The organism is Marinobacter azerbaijanicus (assembly GCF_030250645.1).
Lineage (GTDB): Bacteria > Pseudomonadota > Gammaproteobacteria > Pseudomonadales > Oleiphilaceae > Marinobacter > Marinobacter azerbaijanicus.
The window spans coordinates 315,313-333,301 of sequence record NZ_JASSVS010000002.1; the positions used below are offsets into that span (position 1 = coordinate 315,313).

Genomic DNA, 17,989 nt, shown 5'->3' on the forward strand with positions numbered 1-17,989 from the left:
GACGACTACCGATACGAATTACACTGTCAGCCCTTCACTTGACCACGGCCGGAGCCCAGCCAATGCTGATCTACACCCTCTGTATGCTGGCCATTATCGGGTTCTCGGTTTTCTATCTGTTTTTCTATCGCGGCTGGTGGCGGGAAAAGCAACTTCAAAAACCATTCCCGAGGCACTGGCAGGCGTTGCTCCAGGCCCAGGTGCCCGCTTACAACAAGCTATCCCAGAAACTCAGGCAGCAGCTTGAACAGCACGTGCAGTTATTCCTGGCGGAAAAATCCTTCTACGGTTGCGATGGATTTGAGGTAGACGACACCGTGCGCCTCACCATTGCCGGGCATGCCTGCCTGTTAATCGTTGCCCGCAACTTCTCGGATTTTGACGAGGTTAGCAGCATCCTGGTGTATCCGGACGCGTATCACGTCAGAGGCATTGAAAGCGACGGCATTGTGGTAAGCGAGAGCAACCAGATACGCTCGGGCGAAGCCTCAAGCCACGGCCAGGTGGTGCTGGCATGGGCCCAATGTGAACAGGGTGCAGTCAATCCGGCCGGGCACCATAATGTGATACTGCACGAATTTGCCCACCAACTGGATTACCTGGACGGCACTGCCGACGGCGCACCCCCACTCAACGGCGAACAGGCCCGTCGTTGGCAGGAAACCATGACCCGGGCCTATGAACATCTGCGGCATTCACTCCGCCATCACAAAAAGCCATGGCTTGACCCTTATGGCGCAACGGAGCCGGCGGAGTTTTTTGCCGTGCTGACGGAAACCTTCTTTCAGCAGCCCGGCCATCTTAAAGAAGAGCAACCGGAAGTATACGAGGTGCTCTGCGGCTTCTATCGACTGGATCCAATCACAATGACGAAGGCAAAGCCGGCTGCAGGCCTCTGAGCAACACCATCAATCGTCGTCGTTACCCCAGGCACGGACCATGATCAGGTAACTGAACGAGGCTGACCAGGTTATCATCATGAAACCAACGAGTGCCTCGGTGCCAGCCAGAAACCGGACATGCCCGGACGCCGCCAGATCGCCCCACCCTACCGTGGTGTAATTCGCAGCAGAAAAGTAAACACAGTCCAGCAAGCCGAGATGGACATAACCATTGATGGTTCCCAGGCCATTCTGATCCAGCAAATACCAGAACGCCACGCCGAATAGCCAGATCTCCACCACGTGGGCAATCAGCAAAACAAACATGTTTGCCAGTATGATTGGCCGGTTCCGGAACCCATTGGGGGATGATAGTTGGCGGCGGGGGCAGTAGCGGTTCAGCAGTTGAATCACTTCGAAGTGAAATACGACCACCAGGCTAACCACCAGCGCCGTGACGGATACGACAACCAGTTCACCTCCCACGAAAAACTCCTCCATTACCTACCTTCCGGGCTCACAGACCGCATTCACTTTCTTACCCCCAACCTGTCCAGGTAAACGTGAAGCTCTGCCTCGCTGATGTTAACGTGTTCCACCACCCGGCCATAGAGCATCACCGTGGGTACATTACGACCATTCAGTTCGCGTTGGGTTTCCCGCAATACATACAGGATGATCCTTTCGGTGCGGGTAAGGCCGTCCCGTGCATCGGGGATGGTTTCCAGCAGGGTTTCAAGTTCTTGAGGGCTCAAAGTCAATTCAGCACACGCCTTTCAGTTTATGGCTTACACCCGGAATATCAGACGGGACACCAGCCTGCTCTAGTATAGAGAAGTCTATAGGAATAGATTGTGTTGTACCTCCATCGGTCGAATCACTCCGCCGATGTCTATGGACACGAGCCAATTCATGGCAAAGGCCTACTACATGGACAGAGCAACCTCCAGCCCACCGGTTTTCCACACCTCGCAGCTGACCAAGACTTACCAGCAGGGGGAGGTCAAAGTACACGCTCTGCGGGGAGTGAACCTTGACCTGTATCCAGGCGAACTGGTGGTGATGCTCGGCGCTTCAGGCTCGGGCAAGTCCACCCTGCTCAATATTCTTGGCGGACTGGATGTGCCTACCAGCGGTGAAGTGAAATACCAGGACATCGACCTGACCCGGGCGAAAGACCGGGATCTGACGCGTTATCGCCGGAATTATGTCGGTTTCGTGTTCCAGTTCTACAACCTGATCCCCAGCCTGACCGCGCGAGAAAACGTTATTGCTGTCACCGAAATCGCCCGCAACCCCATGAGCCCGGAGGCGGCGCTGGAACTGGTGGGGCTACAGAAGCGCATGGACCACTTCCCCGCCCAGCTTTCGGGCGGTGAGCAGCAAAGGGTAGCTATCGCCCGTGCCATCGCCAAGCGTCCGGAAGTGTTGCTTTGCGACGAGCCTACTGGCGCCCTCGACTCTGCCACTGGTGCACTGGTTCTCGCAGCGCTGGATACCGCCAACCGCGAAACCGGCACCACCACCGTAATCATCACCCACAACGCCTCCATAGCGCAGATGGCAGACCGGGTGATTACGCTGTCGGATGGCACCATCAGTGGCGAATACCGCAATACAACGCGGCAAGACCCGCGCACCCTGAGCTGGTAGCGCCATGTCGCTCTTTCGCACCAGTGCGCTGCACACCAAACTACGCCGGGAACTATGGCAGATGCGGGGTCAGACCCTGGCCATTGCCCTGGTAATCGCCGGTGGCATCGCCGTGTGCCTGCTGTCGCTGGTGAACTACTCGTCGCTGACCGCCACCCGCGCCCAGTACTACCAGGAACACCAGTTTGCAGATGTGTTCGCCGCCCTGAAACGTGCGCCTCGGCATGTACTCCAGCGGGTGGCAGACATACCTGGTGTAACCCGCATCAGTGGCAGGGTGGAAGGCGTCGCCAAACTTGAAGTAGCCGGCTTCAGCGATCCAGCGTCCGCGCGCCTGGTTTCATTGCCGCCGGAAGGCCAACCGGACGTCAACCGGGTTTACCTTCGTCAGGGGCGCCTGCCCCACGCGGCGCGCAGCGATGAGGTAGCCGTGATCGGCAGCTTTGCCGACGCCCACGATCTGCGCCTGGGTGACCGCCTTGGGGGCATCATCAATGGCAGACGCCAGAGCCTGACTGTTGTGGGCATTGTTGAATCCCCGGAATTCATTTATGTCATTCCACCAGGTGGAATGCTGCCAGACTACCAGCGTTACGGGGTGCTCTGGATGGCCCGCGACGCACTGGCCTCGGCCATGGACATGCGCGGCGCCTTCAATAGCCTGGTACTGCAGGTCGACCCGGCGCTGCCGGTTGCCGGTGTCATTGATCTGCTGGACCGGTTGCTGGCGCCTTACGGCAGCACAGGTGCCTACGCCAGGGAGGAGCAGTTTTCCCACCGTTTCCTGAGCGACGAACTGAACCAGCTGAAAACCATGGCGGTGATATTCCCCTCCATCTTCATGGCAGTGGCCATGTTTTTGCTCAATGTCGTGATTACGCGGCTGATCAGCACCCAGCGGGACATCATTGCGGTATTGAAAGCCTTTGGTTATAGCAACTGGCAGATTGGCTGGCACTACAGCCAACTGGTGCTCACCATCGCCTTCATCGGCCTGCTGATCGGCACTGCGGCGGGCATGTGGCTGGGCCGGGCTCTGGGCGAGCTGTACATGGATTTCTACCGGTTTCCGGAACTGCTGTTCAGCATCAGCCCGTGGTGGGTATTGCTGCTGGGCGTACTGACCCTTCTGGTGGCCCTGCTCGGGGGCTGGCGCGCCATTCGCAGTGCTGCTGCTCTGCCCCCGGCCGAAGCCATGAGGCCGGAAGCACCGGCCAGTTACCGGGTAACCATCACCGAACGCATGCTGTCCTGGATTCGCTTCAGCCAGCCGTCACGCATGATTGTGCGGCAACTGGCACGGCGGCCGGCCCGCGCCGCAATGTCTGTAACAGGCATCGCCATGGCAACGGCCATTGTGATGGTGGGCAACTTCCAGTTCAGCTCTGTTTCGCTGATGGTGCACACGCAGTTTGCCCGGGTTCAGCAACAGGACCTGACCGTCAGCCTGACCGACCCGGTTCACCAGTCTGCCATGTATGGCATGACGCGGCAGCCGGGTGTGAGGTACACCGAGGGCCGACGTGTTGTGGCGGTAGAACTGGTCAATGGTCACCGGCAGTGGCGAACCGCCCTGACCGGCATTCCTGATAACGCCCGGTTGCAGTTCGTGGTGGACGAGCATCTTAACCAGGTGCCCATACCTCCTGCCGGTCTGCTGCTGACTGACTTCCTGGCAGCAGAGCTGGGGCTCGCCGCTGGCGACACAGTTCAGGTGCAAGTTCTGGAGGGGCACCGCCCGGTGCTGGATCTGCAGGTTGCCGGAGTAACCAGCGAGTTTCTCGGCGTGGGCGCCTACATGAACCTGGCTGCCATGAACCGCACACTGAAGGAAGGCCCAGTGGTCAACCAGGTATTGATGAACCTGGATCCAGCGCAGGCGGAAACCGTTTATCGTGACCTGCGGGACACCCCACGGGTCATGGCTATCAATGTCCGCCAGGCCATGCTGGACAGTTTCTTCGAAACACTGGCAAAAACCTTTCTCACCTATACTCTGGTGATCAGCTTGCTGGGCGGCATCATCGCCTTCGGCGTCATCTACAATACCGTGCGCATCTCACTGGCAGAACGCGGGCGGGATCTGGCAAGCCTGCGAGTGCTGGGCTACAGCCACAACGAAGTGGCCCACATTCTACTGGGTGAACTGGCCATCCTGCTGATACTTGGCATCCCTCTGGGCTGGGCCATAGGCCACGGGCTGGCAAGCCTGGTGGTCACCATGATGCAAACCGAGCTGTACCGGGTACCGTTGATCATCACCGGCAGAACCCTGGCCCTGGCAGCCAATGTGGTGATCGTGTCTGCCCTCGCATCCGGATTCATTACCTGGTGGCGCTTGCGTAAACTGGACCTCGTGGCCGTCCTGAAAACCCGGGAATAATCAGACAGGAATATCATTAATGGCGGAAGGTAAGCGTATTGCGGGCAAGTGGCTGTTCTGGTCTGTACTGGGAGTTCTGGCCCTCGTTGTGGTGGCTTATATCCTGAGGCCCGAACCCGTCTGGGTAGACCTGGCAACCGTGCAACGCGGGCCCATGGAGGTCACCATTCTGGAAGAAGGCAAAACCCGCGTGAAGGACCGTTACGTTGTTTCTTCACCCGTGACGGGTTACCTGCACAGGGTAGAGCTCGATGTTGGTGACCAGGTCATCCCCGGTGAGTTGTTGACCGAAGTGGACCCGATGCCAGTGAGCGTTCTGGACGCAAGAAGTCGGGCCGAAGCAGAAGCAAGAGTGGAGGCCGCGCGCTCGGCACTGAACTCCATCCGCCAGAAAACCCGGGCAGCCGAGGCCGACGCCGAACTGGCTGAAACAGAGTACCAGAGGCTGCTCACCCTGGACCGCGCAGACTTCGTGTCGGACGAACGCCTGCAGCAGGCCCGCTCCACCGCCGCCCGCAATCAGGCGATCCTGCGGTCCGCCCGCTTTGATGAAGAAGTGGCCGCCCACGAACTGGCAGCCGCCAGAACCCGGCTGGAGATTTCCGCAACACGATCTGAGGGCGAGCAACCGGCTGAACGACTGGCAGTCAGGTCGCCCGTCAACGGAAACGTTCTGGGCCTGCTACGCAAAAGTGAAGGTGTCATCCAGGCGGGCGAACCCATCCTGGAGCTTGGCGACCCGGGCGCCCTGGAAGTTGTGGTGGATGTACTCAGCTTTGACGCCGTAAAACTGGGACCCGGCGTTAAAGCCCGGCTGAACGGCTGGGGTGGAACCCCGCTGGAGGCCGTGGTTCGGCGGGTTGAACCCGTTGGATTCGAAGACATCTCTGCCCTTGGCGTGGAAGAACAGCGTGTCAGGGTAATAGCAGACATGGTCACCCCCCGCGAGAACTGGGAAATGCTGGGAGACGGTTACCGGGTAGACGCCGAGTTCATCCTCTGGCAATCAGCGGACGTGCTCCAGGTGCCCGCATCCGCCATTTTCCAGCACGCCGGGCAACCCACGGTCTTTCTCGTTGACAACGACCTTGCTGTGATGCGGGCAGTGAAAACAGGCCGCAGTAACGGGCTGATGACAGCCGTGGAAAGCGGGCTGACCGAAGGCGAACAGGTCATCCGTCATCCCGGCAGGGAATTGAGCAACGGCGACCGTATCCGCTCCAGGTAGCTTCTCAAAAACTGATCGTTGACAGTGCTGTTACCCAGTCGATCATGGGCGTGGGGTAGACCCCCAGCACCAGGACCATCACGGCGACGACTAATAGTGTCAGCCCCCCTATCCGGTTACCCCAGTCGTTAGGGGCGTCCATCCGTCGCATTCCGGGCTCCGGCAGATAAAGTGTGACCATTACACGCAGATAATAGAACAATCCGATAGCACTGCCTGCGACAATGCCGCCCACCAGCCACCAGTGGCTATCCGCCACGCCCAGTGCCAACACGTAGAACTTGCCGATAAAGCCCGCTGTGAGCGGAATCCCGGCCAGGGAGAGGAAACTCACTGTCATCACCGCTGCCAGCCATGGCCGGCGCCAGAAAAGGCCGCGGTAGTAGTGCAGTCCGGCGGCATCCTCACCCTCGAAAGGGCTGGAAAGCTGGGTTACCACACCAAAGGCTGCAAGCGTGGCAAGCAGGTAGGTGATGAGGTAAACCCCGACGGTTTCTACCGCCAACGTGCCCCCCACCACAATCGCCACCAGCAGGTAGCCAAAGTGGGCGATGGACGAGTATCCAAGCAGGCGCTTCACATCCGACTGGAACAACGCCAACAGGTTGCCTGCCAGCATGGTGACTAGCGCCAGCAGTGTGAACAGGGAATCCAGCCAGCCACTACTGAAGACCGGCGCCGTCATCATCAGTCGCACCAGCAGCACGAAAACCGCCAGCTTGCTGACCGTGGCCAGGAAAATCGTAGCCGGCGCCGGGCCGCCCTGATACACGTCCGGCGTCCACAGATGGAAGGGTACTACCGAAAGCTTGAACCCCAAGCCTACCACCATCAGCCCGGCTCCAGCCAAAGTCCAGACGTCGGCACTGCCCGCCACGCCCGCAGCCAGGCCAGCAAGGTCCAGGTGACCGGTACGGGCGTAGATCAGCGCCATACCGAACAGCAGGAAGGCGGTGGCAGCGGCTGACAGGATCAGGTACTTGATGCCCGCCTCGAGGGCCCGCGCGGCCCGGTAGCTGTAGGCCAGCATCCCATACAGAGGCATGGAAAGCAGCTCCAGGCTGATGAACAGGGTGGCCAGGTGGCTGCTGGCCACCAGCCCCAGTGCGCCGGTCACCGCGCACAGTAGCAACAGGTAGAACTCCTCCTTTGCACCGAGGTAGCCGGCTAGGTAGTGGTGGCTGAGGGCCACGGTTACCAGGGCACATAGCAGCACCAGCACAGTGCCCATCAGTGCCAGACCATCGACCGTCATCAGCGGAGGGGATGAAAGCGCTGTCGAGGACAGGGGCACGCTGGCCAGGGCCAGGACCAGGCCTGCGGCGGACACCACCGCAGTCCCACCGTGGTGACGCTGCCAGGCAATACCCAACATGATCAGAACCGCGGTGGTGGCCACGATGATCAGCGGAATAACAGGCATAAGGTTCGACAGGGTCAGCATCAGTTCACCTCCCCTGCCCGAACTATCAGATCGGCACCGTTGTTGAACAGCTCCGCCACCGGTCCGGCCACGGCAGCAGTTGTATCCAGCAGGGGTTGCGGGTAGAGCCCCACCGCCAGGGTGAATACCACAAGCGTCAGCATCATGCCGTACTCCCTGGCATCAGGCCCGGCCAAAGGACCTGTGCGGTACTCGCGGCCATAGTGCACCCGCTGCATCAGCAACAGGGAATAGATGGCGGCCAGTACAAGCCCGATGCTGGCAATCACCACCGTTACCGGCGCGCTGGGGAAGGTGCCGAACAGGATCATGAACTCCCCCACGAAGTTGGCCGTGGCCGGCATCCCCAGGGACGCCGCCACGAAGCACAGGGTGAATCCCGGCAGCACCGGAATGCGCCCCCAGAGCCCTCCCATCATCCGCATATCTCGGGTATGGATGCGTTCATAGAGCTGACCACTGAGAATGAACAGGCCGGCGCTGGAGAATGCGTGAGCCACCATCAGCACGATGGCCCCCTGGATCGCCAGTTCCGACCCGGAGTAGAGCGCAATCAACACAAAGCCCATGTGGGAGATACTGGTGTAGGCAATCAGCCGCTTGATGTCCTGCTGCCCGCAAGCCAGTACCGCGCCATAGATAATCCCCACCAGCCCCAGAGTCATGGCAACAGGCGCGAAAGCCTGGGACTGTTCAGGGAACAGCGGCAGCGCAAACCGCAGGATGCCGTAGGCAGCGGTCTTCAACAGGATGCCAGCCAGGTCCACACTGCCAGCCGTTGGCGCCTGGGCGTGGGCATCCGGCAGCCAGCCGTGGAACGGCACCACCGGCAGCTTCACCGCAAAGGCAATGAAGAAGCCGAGCATCAGCCAGAATGCCAAGGGCTCCGGTACATCGGCATTTCGCAGCACGTCATAGCTGAACGACAGCTCGCCGGTGTTGCTGTAATGGACAAACACCAGTGCGATGATCGCCACCAGCATCAGCAGGCCACTGGCCTGGGTGTAGATGAAGAAACGGGTGGCGGCGCGAATACGGGTCTGCCCCGGGGAGCCGCTGTGGCCCCAAAGGGCGATCAGGAAATACATGGGCACCAGCATCATTTCCCAGAACAGGAAAAACAGGAACAGGTCCAGGGCCAGGAAAACGCCCACCACACCACCAAGAATGAACAGCAGGTTCAGGTGGAAAAAGCCGATCCGCTCAGCAATCTCGTGCCAAGAGCACAGCACCGCCAGCGCTCCCAGAAAGCCGGTGAGCGCCACCAGGATCAGAGACAGGCCATCAAGGGCCAGGTGGATCTCGATGCCGAAGCGGGGAATCCAGGGTGCACGCCATTCCAGAATCCACTGGCTGCCGCCAGCAACCGGCAGGCTGAAATCCCCACCCCACCAGAGCACCACACTGATCACCAGCACGAACAGCATGGTGCCCAGGGCAATCCAGCGAGGAGCCTGCTCACTCCAGCGCTCCGATTGCCAGCACAACAGACCGCCAATGAACGGAATCAGTATCAGCCACACCAGGATCATGCGGCCCCTCCCGGCATCAGCACCAGCGTCAGCAGGATCAGCGTGGCGCCGAATACCATTACCAGGGCGTAGCTGCGCAAGCGGCCATTCTGGCTGCGCACCAGACCGGCGTTCAAGGCCCGCGCCGCTATTGCCGGCAGGTTCATCACAAGGTTTACCAGGTCGACCCGCAGGTATTTCACCAACAACTGCCAGGGGCGAACCAGAATCCGGTCAAACAGGGCGTCGAAACCCCAGGCGTTGTGCCATACCATCCACAGCCGGGCACCAACGCCCTGGCGGACCTTCCCGGCAAGCCAGTCGCGCTGCCACAGGAACAGCCATGCCGCCAGCAGCAGGCCAGCAATGGCAGCGCCCATGGCCAGCACCTGCAACAGGGTATGGCCGGTGTGAACCGCGTCCCCTGGCGATGTGGGAAACAGATCCCCAAGCCCCGGATAGAGCCACGCCCCGATAAAGGTGGACAGGATGGCCAGCACCGCCAGCGGCAGGTGATGGGTAAACAGGTGGGTTCCGGGGACCGGGTGATGGGCATGATCGCTACCCGGCTGTCCATGGAAAGTACCCAGGATCAGCCGCACCGTGTAAATGCCGGTAAGCACTGCCCCGACAAGGCCTGCTATCAGCAACCCGGTCTGCTCTGCGGCCATGGTCTGCCACAGGATCTCATCCTTGCTGAAGAAACCCGCGGTCACCAGCGGCAGGGCCACCAGCGCTGCTCCACCCACGATAAAGCCACCATAGGCCACCGGCAGCTTGCGCCAGAGCCCGCCCAGGCGGCGCATGTCCTGCTCATGGTGACAGCTTATGATCACCGCCCCGGCGGACAGGAACAGAAGCGCCTTGAAAAAGGCGTGGGTAACCAGGTGAAAGATGGCGGCATCGAAGGCCCCGACGCCCAGGGCCAGGAACATGTAACCGATCTGGCTCATGGTGGAGTAGGCCAGCACCCGCTTGATATCGGTCTGGGCCAGGGCCGCGAAGGCCGCCAGCAGCAGGGAAACGGCGCCGATCACGCCCACCAGCAGCATGACATCCGGCGCCAGCAGGAACAGGCCGTTCAGACGGGCGATCAGATAGACACCGGCGGTCACCATGGTGGCGGCATGAATCAGCGCCGACACCGGCGTGGGGCCAGCCATGGCGTCCGGCAGCCAGGTGTGCAGCGGCACCTGCGCGGACTTGCCGAGGGCACCGCCAAGGACCAGCAGAGCCGCAAGATTGGCGGTGGCACCGCCCTGCTCCCAGAGTACCGGCGCCCGGGCCAGCACCGTGGCAATATCCAGCGTGCCCAGTTCCATAAAGATCAGGAACAGCCCCAGGGCCAGGAACACATCACCAATGCGGGTAACCACAAAGGCCTTGAAGGCAGCCCGACCGTTGGCGCTGTTGCGGTAGTAGTAGCCGATAAGCCCGTAGCTGCACAGGCCGACCCCTTCCCAGCCCAGGAACAGCAGCAGCAGGTTGTCACCCAGTACCAGCAGCAACATGCTGAACACAAACAGATTCATCCAGGCGAAGAAGCGGGTGATGCCCTCCTCGCCCGTCATGTACCAGGCGGCAAAAAGGTGGATCAGAAAGCCCACCCCGGTGACGACCGACATCATCACCAGTGACAGGCCATCCACCGCCAGCCCGATGGTGGGCTGAAACTCCCCTACCTCGATCCAGTTCCAGAGGGTCACACCCTGGGTGACGCCGTTATGGGCGAGTACCGCCCACAGGGTGGCCAGGGCCGCCAGCCCGACGCTTCCCACACCTACAACAGTGCTGGCGCGGGGGCCCAACCGGCCGGCCAACAAGGCCAGAACCAGGGTGCCGGCCAGGGGGATCAGGAACGAGAGTGTTACCGCGAGTGCCATCATCCGCGCATCCTGCTGACTGCATTCAGATCAAGAGTGCGGAAGCGCTGGAACAGCTGAATCATCAGCGCCAGGCCCACGCTGGCCTCAGCCGCCGCCAGTGTAATCACCAGCAGGAACATGGCCTGCCCGTCCGGCTGGTTCCAGGCCGTGGCGCCGACCACAAACGCCAGCGCTGCCGAATTAAGCATCACTTCAAGACTCATCAGCACGAACAGCATGTTGCGTCGCAGCATCAGCCCCAACAACCCCAGGCTGAACAGGATGGCCGCGAGGATCAGTCCATGCTCCATGGGAATGCCCGTCATGAGGCACCTCCACGATTGCCCGATGATTTCCTGTGCCGGCCCACGTGTGAAGCCGTTACCAGGGCTGCAAGCAGCAGAATGGCCGCCAGCTCTACCACCAATAACCAGGGTCCGAACAGCGTCAGTGCCACTGCGCGGGCGGTGAGCAGCTCGCCATCAATGATCTCGCCCACGCCGCCCTGGCCGATCAGTGCCACCAGCGCCGCCAGCAGAACCAGGGCCAGCAGAGAAGGCCCTGCCCAGTATCGTGGGTGCGTCAGGGTCTGTTCCCGGTCCTCGTCCGGGCGCAGGTTCAGCATCATCACCACGAACACAAACAGCACCATGATTGCTCCGGCATAAACAATGATCTCCAGTGCACCGGCAAAGGGTGCGCCAAGGGCGAAGAACACCAGCGCCACGGCAATCAGAGATACAATCAGGTACACCACAGCGTGTATGGCGTTGGTGCCTGTAATCACGCCCAGGGTGGCCAGAACCGCCACCAGGCCGCTGAGATAGAAAGCGAGTTCCATCAGTAACTCCTCGTCCAGTCAGGGCAGAAGCGTGCGCACATCTTCCGGTGCCTCCTCGTTCTTTGCCTCGCCCTTGTCCTTGCCACCAATGGCCAGGCCCGCCACCTTATAGAAGTGGTAGTCGTGATCCTTGCCGGGCCCATTAATCAGCAGGTCTTCCTTCTCATACACCAGCTGCTGACGATCGTACTCGCCCATCTCGAAATCCGGCGTCAGCTGGATGGCAGAGGTGGGGCAGGCTTCCTCGCACATGCCGCAGAAAATGCAGCGGGAAAAATTGATGCGGAAGAACTCCGGATACCAGCGGCCGTCCTCCTGCTCCCCCTTCTGCAGTGAAATGCAGTCCACCGGGCAGGCCACAGCGCACAGGTTGCAGGCCACGCAACGCTCCTCACCATCCGGGTCGCGGGTCAGCACGATACGGCCCCGGTAACGTGGCGGCAGGTAAACTTCCTCTTCCGGGTAATTCACGGTCTCCCGTTTGCGGAAACTGTGCATGAACACCATGCCCAGGGTGCGCACCTGCGACCAGGTAGCCGGTACCAGCCTCAGGAAAGAGGTTGAGAGCAAGGATCGGATCAGTGGGACTTTCTCTTCTTCCATAAGTCCTCCCTATGAGCGCACCAGGAGCATCACCGCCCCGGTGGCCAGTAAATTGATCAGCGTGAGCGGCAGGCACACCTTCCAGCCAAAACTCATTACCCGGTCGTAGCGGGGTCGTGGCAGCGATGCCCGCAACAGGATAAACAGCATCAGAAAGAAGCCTGTCTTGAGCGCAAACCACACAATCGGTGGCAGCCAGGGTCCATGCCAGCCGCCAAAGAAAAGGGTGACAATAAGTGCCGACACCAACACCATCCCCACGTACTCGCCAATGAAGAACAGGCCGAACTTCATCCCGGAGTATTCAATGTGGTAACCGTCCGCCAGCTCCTGCTCCGCTTCCGGCTGGTCGAAGGGATGACGGTGGGTGACTGCAATACCGGCTATCAGAAAGGTGGCGAACCCGAAGAACTGGGGAATCACAAACCACAGCCCCTCCTGTGCGGCAACGATATCCCGAAGATTGAACGAGCCCGCCAGCGCTACCGCGCCCATAAGTGACAGGCCCATGAACACCTCGTAAGACAGGGTCTGGGCGGAGGATCGCATAGCACCCAGGAGGGCGTATTTGTTGCCGCTGGCCCAGCCTCCCAGCAATACGGCGTAGACATTGATACCTGCCATGGCCAGGAAGAACAGTAGCCCGATGTGCATATCCGCCACGCCCCAGCCCGGGGTGATGGGAATAATCACAAAAGACATCAGCAGTGAGGAAAAAGCGATAATCGGCGCCAGCACAAACAGCGGCCGATCAGCGAACGGCGGTATCCAGTCTTCCTTGAAGAAAATCTTCAGCATGTCGGCAATCAGCTGCAGGGTGCCAAATGGCCCTACCCGATTGGGCCCGTGTCGATCCTGCCACAAGCCCAACAACCTGCGTTCGACAACAGTCAGAACCGCGCTCAACAAGACGGTACCAAGCAGAATCAGCAGTGCCTGAAACATGGCCCACAGGACAGTCGCCAGTTGTGGAGTCCACCAGCTCATGGCTCACCTCCCGACACCCGGCCCACCGCAATGGTGTCGCCCTGCAGCAGTCCGCCAATCAGCCCGGCGGGAAGGCCTGCCCAACCGGTGGGCCAGTTATCCTGCTCATGGAGCAGCAGTTTTGTCACGCCATCAATGGTGACAACATCGCCGGCCCTCAACTCCAGCCGGAGAACATCATCAGGACTCAGGATGACGTAGGGTAATTCCGTGCGCTGCCGAATAGGCGTGGCCCGGGCAGACGTCTCTTCACCGCCAAATAGCCGGGGCAGGATCAGGGCCTTCAGGGCCTCCGGGCTTTCGGTACCCTGAATCGGCTGGCTATAGCGGCCCTGCCCTGGTACCGGGTGAATCAGGCGCACCCCCGGGTCACCACCACGCAGGTGGCCCCCCACCTCATCAGTAAACTTGTTCCACGCCTGGGGTGAGTTCCAGCCCGGCGCCCAGGCAAACGGTATCTGTTGCCGGTGTTGCTGGTATCCGCTGTAGCCCTCCATGGAATGGGCAAAGGCCGAATCCGGGTCCTGTGGTACCCTTGGTTCACTGACATTCTGATCGGCAACCATGGCCGTACGGCCGCTGTACCGGTGCGGCTCCCGGGCCAGTCGCTGGCCGTCGATACGATAGTGGGAGTCCGGCGCGGCATCGACCATGCCGGCCAATGCCGGATGGGCCTCGGCGCAGTCGCGGACAACGGTATCCAGGTTGATCTCGCCCGTCGTTTCGCCCCGCAGGTTTGCGCCCAGGGCATGTAACCAGCGCCAGCTTTCGCGGATGCGTGTCTCCGGGCGCATATAGGCGGGCTGGTATACCTGGAAGAATCGCTGGGCACGGCCTTCCAGGTTCACCAGTGTGCCATCTGACTCGGCGAAGCTGCCGGCAGATAACAGGAAGTGTGCCCGCGCGGCAGTGGCCGTGCGCTGGTGGTCCAATACAACGGCTATTTCCGCCCGCGCCAGGGCTGCATCCACCCTCTGGGCAGGGAGGCGCTGGTAGAGGTCGTTTTCCAGCACAACCACGGCATCGGCCTTCCCCTGGGCCAGCTCGTCCAATACCCAGTCCAGGGGCTGGCCGCCCATCAGGGACACCCCCGTGCTATTGGCTTCCCGGCGGATCAGCACCATACCTGCCTTTTTTGCCCGCCGTGACAGGGCCCGGGCCACACTGCCCGCCGCCTCAAGTACGGCCCCGGAGCACAGTGAGCCCCCGCTGACCACCAGCGGCCGCTCCGCCGTCATCAGCGCCCTGGCGATGCGCCCGGCGGCTTCGGTCAGCGCGGGAGAAAGACCTTCCACCACCGGCGCAACCGGGTCGATGGCATGGGCTACCGCAAAGCCAAGCCGGGCAATATCATCCGGGCCCAGGGCGTGGCGGGCTTCGGCCACATCATCAAGATCCGTGGGCGCAGGCCAGGCGATAAAGAGCGGGTAATAGCGGTCCTGCGCGAGGGTTTTCAGAGCCTCGGCGTTCCAGTCCGGTACACCAATGGTTTCGCCCAGCGCCTTACTGCGAGCCAGGGCTGCCTGGCGCAGATTCAGGCCCAGCCGGCCTGCGCTCTGCACCGGATCTTCTCCCAGAACCAGCATCGCATCATGATCTTCAATCTCCCGGGGCGTCGGGGTTGGCAGACCGGCGTGTCGCTGCAGATGGTTCATCTGCTCAAGGCAGGCCTGTTCCCGGGCTTCGATGCCCGTTGAGAAGTTGTCCACGCCTACCAGGGTCAGCAGCTGGTGATTGCTCTCCAGGCTGGCCCTTGGTGAGCCAATGCCAATAACCCGGCGAGCGTGTCGCAGGGCCTCGCTTACCTGAGCCAGGGCATCATCCACGCCCAGACTGACTGGTTCGCTGTCCGGCGCTTCCCGCCGCTCAGGCACACTGGGGCGGTCGGTGCGATTTACGTAGCCATAGCCGAAGCGACCGCGATCACAGAGGAAGTAACCATTCACCTCGCCATGGTAGCGGTTCTCGATCCGGCGAATTTCGCCATAGCGTTCCCCGGGGCTGATATTGCAGCCCATCGCGCACTGGTGGCAGATGCCGGGGGCAAACTGCATATCCCACTTGCGGGTGTAGCGCTCTGAATGGCTCTTGTCAGTAAAAACACCGGTCGGGCACACCTCGGTAAGGTTGCCGGCAAAGGGGCTCTCAAGTGTGCCTTCCTCATAACGACCAAAATAGACATTATCCTTGCTGCCGAAAGTGCCGAGATCGGTGCCGCCGGCGTAGTCATTGTAGAAACGCACACAGCGGTAGCAGGTAATACACCGGTTCATCTCATGGGTAATGAAGGGGCCCAGAAACTGGTTACGGCGGGTGCGCTTGCTGAACCGGTAACGGCGGCGGTCATGGCCGGTCATGACCGTCACGTCCTGCAGATGGCAGTGGCCACCCTCCTCGCAGACCGGGCAGTCGTGGGGGTGATTGATCATCAGCGACTCAATGATGCTGGCGCGGAAGGCCTTTGCTTCCTCATCCTCGATGTCGATTCGGGTCTGGTCAGCCGCCGGGGCCATGCAGGACATCACCAGCATGCCCCTGTCGTCATCCTTGTCCTTGTACTGGCGTACGGCACACTGGCGACAGGCACCCACGCTGCCCATGGCGGGATGCCAGCAGAAATACGGAATGTCCAGGCCCAGGGACAGGCAAGCCTGGAGCAGATTGTCGGCTCCGTTAACCTCGTAGCTTTGTCCATCCACATGAATCGTTGCCATGATCCTGCCTATCCTTCTACCGCTTTAATCCTTGGTTTGCTGATCCCTTGCTCGAACTCATGCCGGAAATGCTTCAACGCCGTATGCAGGGGCATCGCGGCACCGGGTGCATGGGCACAGAAGGTCAGGGTTGGGCCGCAGTCCGCAGCCAGCTTCTCCAGCAGTTCGATATCGCCGGTCTCACCCTGCCCCAGCTCCAGGGCCCGTAGCAATTTGGCGGCCCAGGGCAGACCGTCGCGGCATGGCGTGCACCAGCCACAGGATTCCCGGGCAAAGAACTCCTCCAGATTGCGCAACAGCGCCACCAGGCTCTGCTCCTGCGGCACCATCGTCATCAGGCCGGTGCCAAGGCGACTGCCCTCCTTGCCAACCGTATTGAAATCCAGGGGAAGATCGAGATGTTCCGGTAGCAGAAAGCCGGTGCTGGCACCTCCGGGAAGCCAGGTCTTGAGCTCACTTCCGTTACGCATGCCCCCAGCCCGGTCCAGGATCTCGGCTCCGGTTGTGCCCATGGGCAGCTCCCACAGGCCGGGGTTTTCCACCGGCCCGGAAATGCCGTAGAGCTTGGTGCCGCCATTGTCGGTACTGTCCCCGGAGAGGTCCTGGTACCAGTCGGCACCATTGAGGATCACCCCTGGCGCGTTGCACAGGGTTTCCACGTTGTTCACCACCGAGGGTTTGCCCCAGGCTCCGGACTGCCCCGGGAACGGCGGTTTGGTCCGGGGGTTGGCGCGCTTGCCCTCCAGAGAATTGATCAGCGCAGTTTCCTCGCCGCAGATGTATCGCCCGGCACCGGTGTGCACAATAATGTCGAAATCGAAGCCGCTGCCGTTGATATCAGCGCCCAGCCAGCCGGCATGCCGGGCCTCTTCGATAGCCCGCTTCAGCACCCGCGCCGCCGTGACGTATTCACCCCTCAGGAAGATGTAGCCAAAGCAGGAATTGTTGGCCAGGGCGCCCAGTATCATGCCTTCAATCAGCAGATGCGGCTGCTGCTCCATCAGTAACCGGTCCTTGAAGGTGCCCGGCTCCATCTCGTCGGCATTGCAGATCAGATAACCCCGGGGTATGTCCTCCCCCTGCAGGGTCAGGCTCCACTTGAGCCCGGCGGAGAAGCCGCCACCACCGCGACCACCCACATTGGCGTCCTTCATGGTGGCGATAATGGCCTGGGGGTCGCGGTCAGCCAGCGCCCTGCGAACCGACTCATAGCCGTCCTTGCGCAGATATTCCTCAAGCCAGATCACCTCGCCATCGTCCCGCAACCGCCAGGTCAGCGGATGGGTGTCAGGGTGTCGCTCTGTCTCGGGTTGCTGCAACCGGCTGCGATAACGCACCGAATCCCCCTGGCTGCCAATGGACACACTCATGGGTAATCCTCCAGCAGGCCCGGCAGGTCATCGGGGGATACCGGGCCATAGGTGTCTTCGTCAATCATCAGCGCCGGCGCGCCATCGCAGGCACCGAGGCAGCAAACCGGCAACAGTGTGAAACGGCCATCATCAGTGGTCTGGCCGTAATCAATTCCGAGCTGGTTCACCAATGCCCGCTTCAGTTCATCAAAGCCGGTGAGAAAACAGGCACTGCTGTCGCAGACCAGGAGTACGTGGCGCCCCACCGGCTGACGGAAGATCAGGCTGTAAAAAGTGGCCACGCCTTCCACCTCACCTGGCCCGATACCCAGCACCCGGGCAATTGCATCGATGGCGCCATCTGGCACCCAGCCATGCCTGCGCTGGACTATTTTCAGGGCCTCGATACAGGCAGCCTGGGGCCGCTCGTAGTGCGCAACCTCCTCAAGGATCTCGGCTTCGTCTGCCGGATCAAGTTCGAAACTGTCGCTGGCGATCAGTTCGGTTGTCTGTGGTGTGTCTGCCAT

General features: G+C 61.0%; 16 protein-coding genes. 4 read left to right on the forward strand and 12 right to left on the reverse strand.

Features of this window, described 5'->3' with window-relative positions:
* Window positions 1-62 precede the first annotated feature (62 nt).
* Window positions 63-899, forward strand: a complete 837-nt coding sequence (locus tag QPM17_RS04950) for a M90 family metallopeptidase (protein ID WP_285389273.1) — start codon at window positions 63-65, stop codon at window positions 897-899.
* 9 nt (window positions 900-908) lie between these two features.
* On the opposite strand, the gene QPM17_RS04955 is transcribed toward QPM17_RS04950, so the two are convergent.
* Entirely contained in the window at window positions 909-1,382 is a 474-nt protein-coding gene (locus QPM17_RS04955; RefSeq protein WP_285389275.1) for an ion channel, read from the reverse strand.
* Window positions 1,383-1,411: 29 nt separating this feature from the next.
* The gene (locus QPM17_RS04960; RefSeq protein ID WP_285389277.1) at window positions 1,412-1,636 is read right to left on the reverse strand and encodes a hypothetical protein; all 225 of its coding nucleotides are present in this window, start codon (window positions 1,634-1,636) and stop codon (window positions 1,412-1,414) included.
* A gap of 157 nt (window positions 1,637-1,793) precedes the next feature.
* Here QPM17_RS04960 and QPM17_RS04965 point away from each other — a divergent pair, with 157 nt between their 5' ends.
* Genes QPM17_RS04965 through QPM17_RS04975 form a run of 3 tightly spaced genes read left to right on the forward strand, consistent with a single transcriptional unit; the run spans window position 1,794 to window position 6,145 of the window.
* Window positions 1,794-2,534, forward strand: coding sequence for an ABC transporter ATP-binding protein (locus QPM17_RS04965; protein ID WP_285389279.1), 741 nt, complete (start codon window positions 1,794-1,796; stop codon window positions 2,532-2,534).
* 4 nt (window positions 2,535-2,538) lie between these two features.
* Window positions 2,539-4,917, forward strand: a complete 2,379-nt coding sequence (locus QPM17_RS04970; RefSeq protein ID WP_285389281.1) for an ABC transporter permease — start codon at window positions 2,539-2,541, stop codon at window positions 4,915-4,917.
* A 19-nt stretch (window positions 4,918-4,936) separates the two neighbouring features.
* Window positions 4,937-6,145 carry an efflux RND transporter periplasmic adaptor subunit gene (locus tag QPM17_RS04975; protein WP_285389282.1) on the forward strand — a complete coding sequence of 403 codons (1,209 nt, stop codon included), beginning with the start codon at window positions 4,937-4,939 and terminating at the stop codon, window positions 6,143-6,145.
* Between the two features lie 4 nt (window positions 6,146-6,149).
* On the opposite strand, the gene nuoN is transcribed toward QPM17_RS04975, so the two are convergent.
* The 10 genes from nuoN to nuoE are packed head-to-tail and all read right to left on the reverse strand — an operon-like array spanning window position 6,150 to window position 17,989.
* Window positions 6,150-7,589, reverse strand: coding sequence for an NADH-quinone oxidoreductase subunit NuoN (nuoN, locus tag QPM17_RS04980; protein WP_285389284.1), 1,440 nt, complete (start codon window positions 7,587-7,589; stop codon window positions 6,150-6,152).
* Entirely contained in the window at window positions 7,589-9,121 is a 1,533-nt protein-coding gene (gene nuoM / locus QPM17_RS04985; RefSeq protein WP_285389286.1) for an NADH-quinone oxidoreductase subunit M, read from the reverse strand. Before nuoM ends, nuoN begins: the two co-directional genes overlap by 1 nt.
* Window positions 9,118-10,986, reverse strand: a complete 1,869-nt coding sequence (gene nuoL, locus QPM17_RS04990) for an NADH-quinone oxidoreductase subunit L (protein ID WP_422732723.1) — start codon at window positions 10,984-10,986, stop codon at window positions 9,118-9,120. Before nuoL ends, nuoM begins: the two co-directional genes overlap by 4 nt.
* Window positions 10,983-11,291, reverse strand: coding sequence for an NADH-quinone oxidoreductase subunit NuoK (gene nuoK, locus QPM17_RS04995; protein WP_285389287.1), 309 nt, complete (start codon window positions 11,289-11,291; stop codon window positions 10,983-10,985). The genes nuoL and nuoK overlap by 4 nt, the downstream gene beginning before the upstream one ends.
* The gene (gene nuoJ, locus QPM17_RS05000; RefSeq protein ID WP_285389289.1) at window positions 11,288-11,806 is read right to left on the reverse strand and encodes an NADH-quinone oxidoreductase subunit J; all 519 of its coding nucleotides are present in this window, start codon (window positions 11,804-11,806) and stop codon (window positions 11,288-11,290) included. Before nuoJ ends, nuoK begins: the two co-directional genes overlap by 4 nt.
* An 18-nt stretch (window positions 11,807-11,824) precedes the next feature.
* Window positions 11,825-12,409 (reverse strand): NADH-quinone oxidoreductase subunit NuoI, encoded by a 585-nt coding sequence (gene nuoI, locus QPM17_RS05005; protein WP_285389290.1) that lies wholly within the window; start codon window positions 12,407-12,409, stop codon window positions 11,825-11,827.
* Window positions 12,410-12,418: 9 nt separating this feature from the next.
* Window positions 12,419-13,396, reverse strand: coding sequence for an NADH-quinone oxidoreductase subunit NuoH (nuoH, locus tag QPM17_RS05010; protein ID WP_285389291.1), 978 nt, complete (start codon window positions 13,394-13,396; stop codon window positions 12,419-12,421).
* Window positions 13,393-16,110: an NADH-quinone oxidoreductase subunit NuoG gene (nuoG, locus tag QPM17_RS05015; RefSeq protein ID WP_285389294.1), complete on the reverse strand. Its 2,718-nt coding sequence runs from the start codon at window positions 16,108-16,110 to the stop codon at window positions 13,393-13,395. The genes nuoH and nuoG overlap by 4 nt, the downstream gene beginning before the upstream one ends.
* 8 nt (window positions 16,111-16,118) lie before the next feature.
* On the reverse strand, window positions 16,119-17,480 hold the full coding sequence (locus QPM17_RS05020; RefSeq protein WP_285389296.1) for an NADH-ubiquinone oxidoreductase-F iron-sulfur binding region domain-containing protein: 1,362 nt from the start codon (window positions 17,478-17,480) through the stop codon (window positions 16,119-16,121).
* The gene (nuoE, locus tag QPM17_RS05025) at window positions 17,477-17,989 is read right to left on the reverse strand and encodes an NADH-quinone oxidoreductase subunit NuoE (protein WP_285389297.1); all 513 of its coding nucleotides are present in this window, start codon (window positions 17,987-17,989) and stop codon (window positions 17,477-17,479) included. Before nuoE ends, QPM17_RS05020 begins: the two co-directional genes overlap by 4 nt.

Bases quoted from the DNA above. Each gene is read 5' to 3' on its own strand.
- nuoJ (WP_285389289.1), bottom strand. From the start codon at position 11,806: ATGGAACTCGCTTTCTATCTCAGCGGCCTGGTGGCGGTTCTGGCCACC.
- nuoG (WP_285389294.1), bottom strand. From the start codon at position 16,110: ATGGCAACGATTCATGTGGATGGACAAAGCTACGAGGTTAACGGAGCC.
- QPM17_RS05020 (WP_285389296.1), bottom strand. From the start codon at position 17,480: ATGAGTGTGTCCATTGGCAGCCAGGGGGATTCGGTGCGTTATCGCAGC.
- QPM17_RS04955 (WP_285389275.1), bottom strand. From the start codon at position 1,382: ATGGAGGAGTTTTTCGTGGGAGGTGAACTGGTTGTCGTATCCGTCACG.
- nuoI (WP_285389290.1), bottom strand. From the start codon at position 12,409: ATGGAAGAAGAGAAAGTCCCACTGATCCGATCCTTGCTCTCAACCTCT.
- nuoH (WP_285389291.1), bottom strand. From the start codon at position 13,396: ATGAGCTGGTGGACTCCACAACTGGCGACTGTCCTGTGGGCCATGTTT.
- nuoL (WP_422732723.1), bottom strand. From the start codon at position 10,986: ATGATGGCACTCGCGGTAACACTCTCGTTCCTGATCCCCCTGGCCGGC.
- nuoN (WP_285389284.1), bottom strand. From the start codon at position 7,589: ATGCTGACCCTGTCGAACCTTATGCCTGTTATTCCGCTGATCATCGTG.
- QPM17_RS04965 (WP_285389279.1), top strand. From the start codon at position 1,794: ATGGCAAAGGCCTACTACATGGACAGAGCAACCTCCAGCCCACCGGTT.
- nuoE (WP_285389297.1), bottom strand. From the start codon at position 17,989: ATGGCAGACACACCACAGACAACCGAACTGATCGCCAGCGACAGTTTC.
- nuoM (WP_285389286.1), bottom strand. From the start codon at position 9,121: ATGATCCTGGTGTGGCTGATACTGATTCCGTTCATTGGCGGTCTGTTG.
- nuoK (WP_285389287.1), bottom strand. From the start codon at position 11,291: ATGACGGGCATTCCCATGGAGCATGGACTGATCCTCGCGGCCATCCTG.
- QPM17_RS04975 (WP_285389282.1), top strand. From the start codon at position 4,937: ATGGCGGAAGGTAAGCGTATTGCGGGCAAGTGGCTGTTCTGGTCTGTA.
- QPM17_RS04950 (WP_285389273.1), top strand. From the start codon at position 63: ATGCTGATCTACACCCTCTGTATGCTGGCCATTATCGGGTTCTCGGTT.
- QPM17_RS04970 (WP_285389281.1), top strand. From the start codon at position 2,539: ATGTCGCTCTTTCGCACCAGTGCGCTGCACACCAAACTACGCCGGGAA.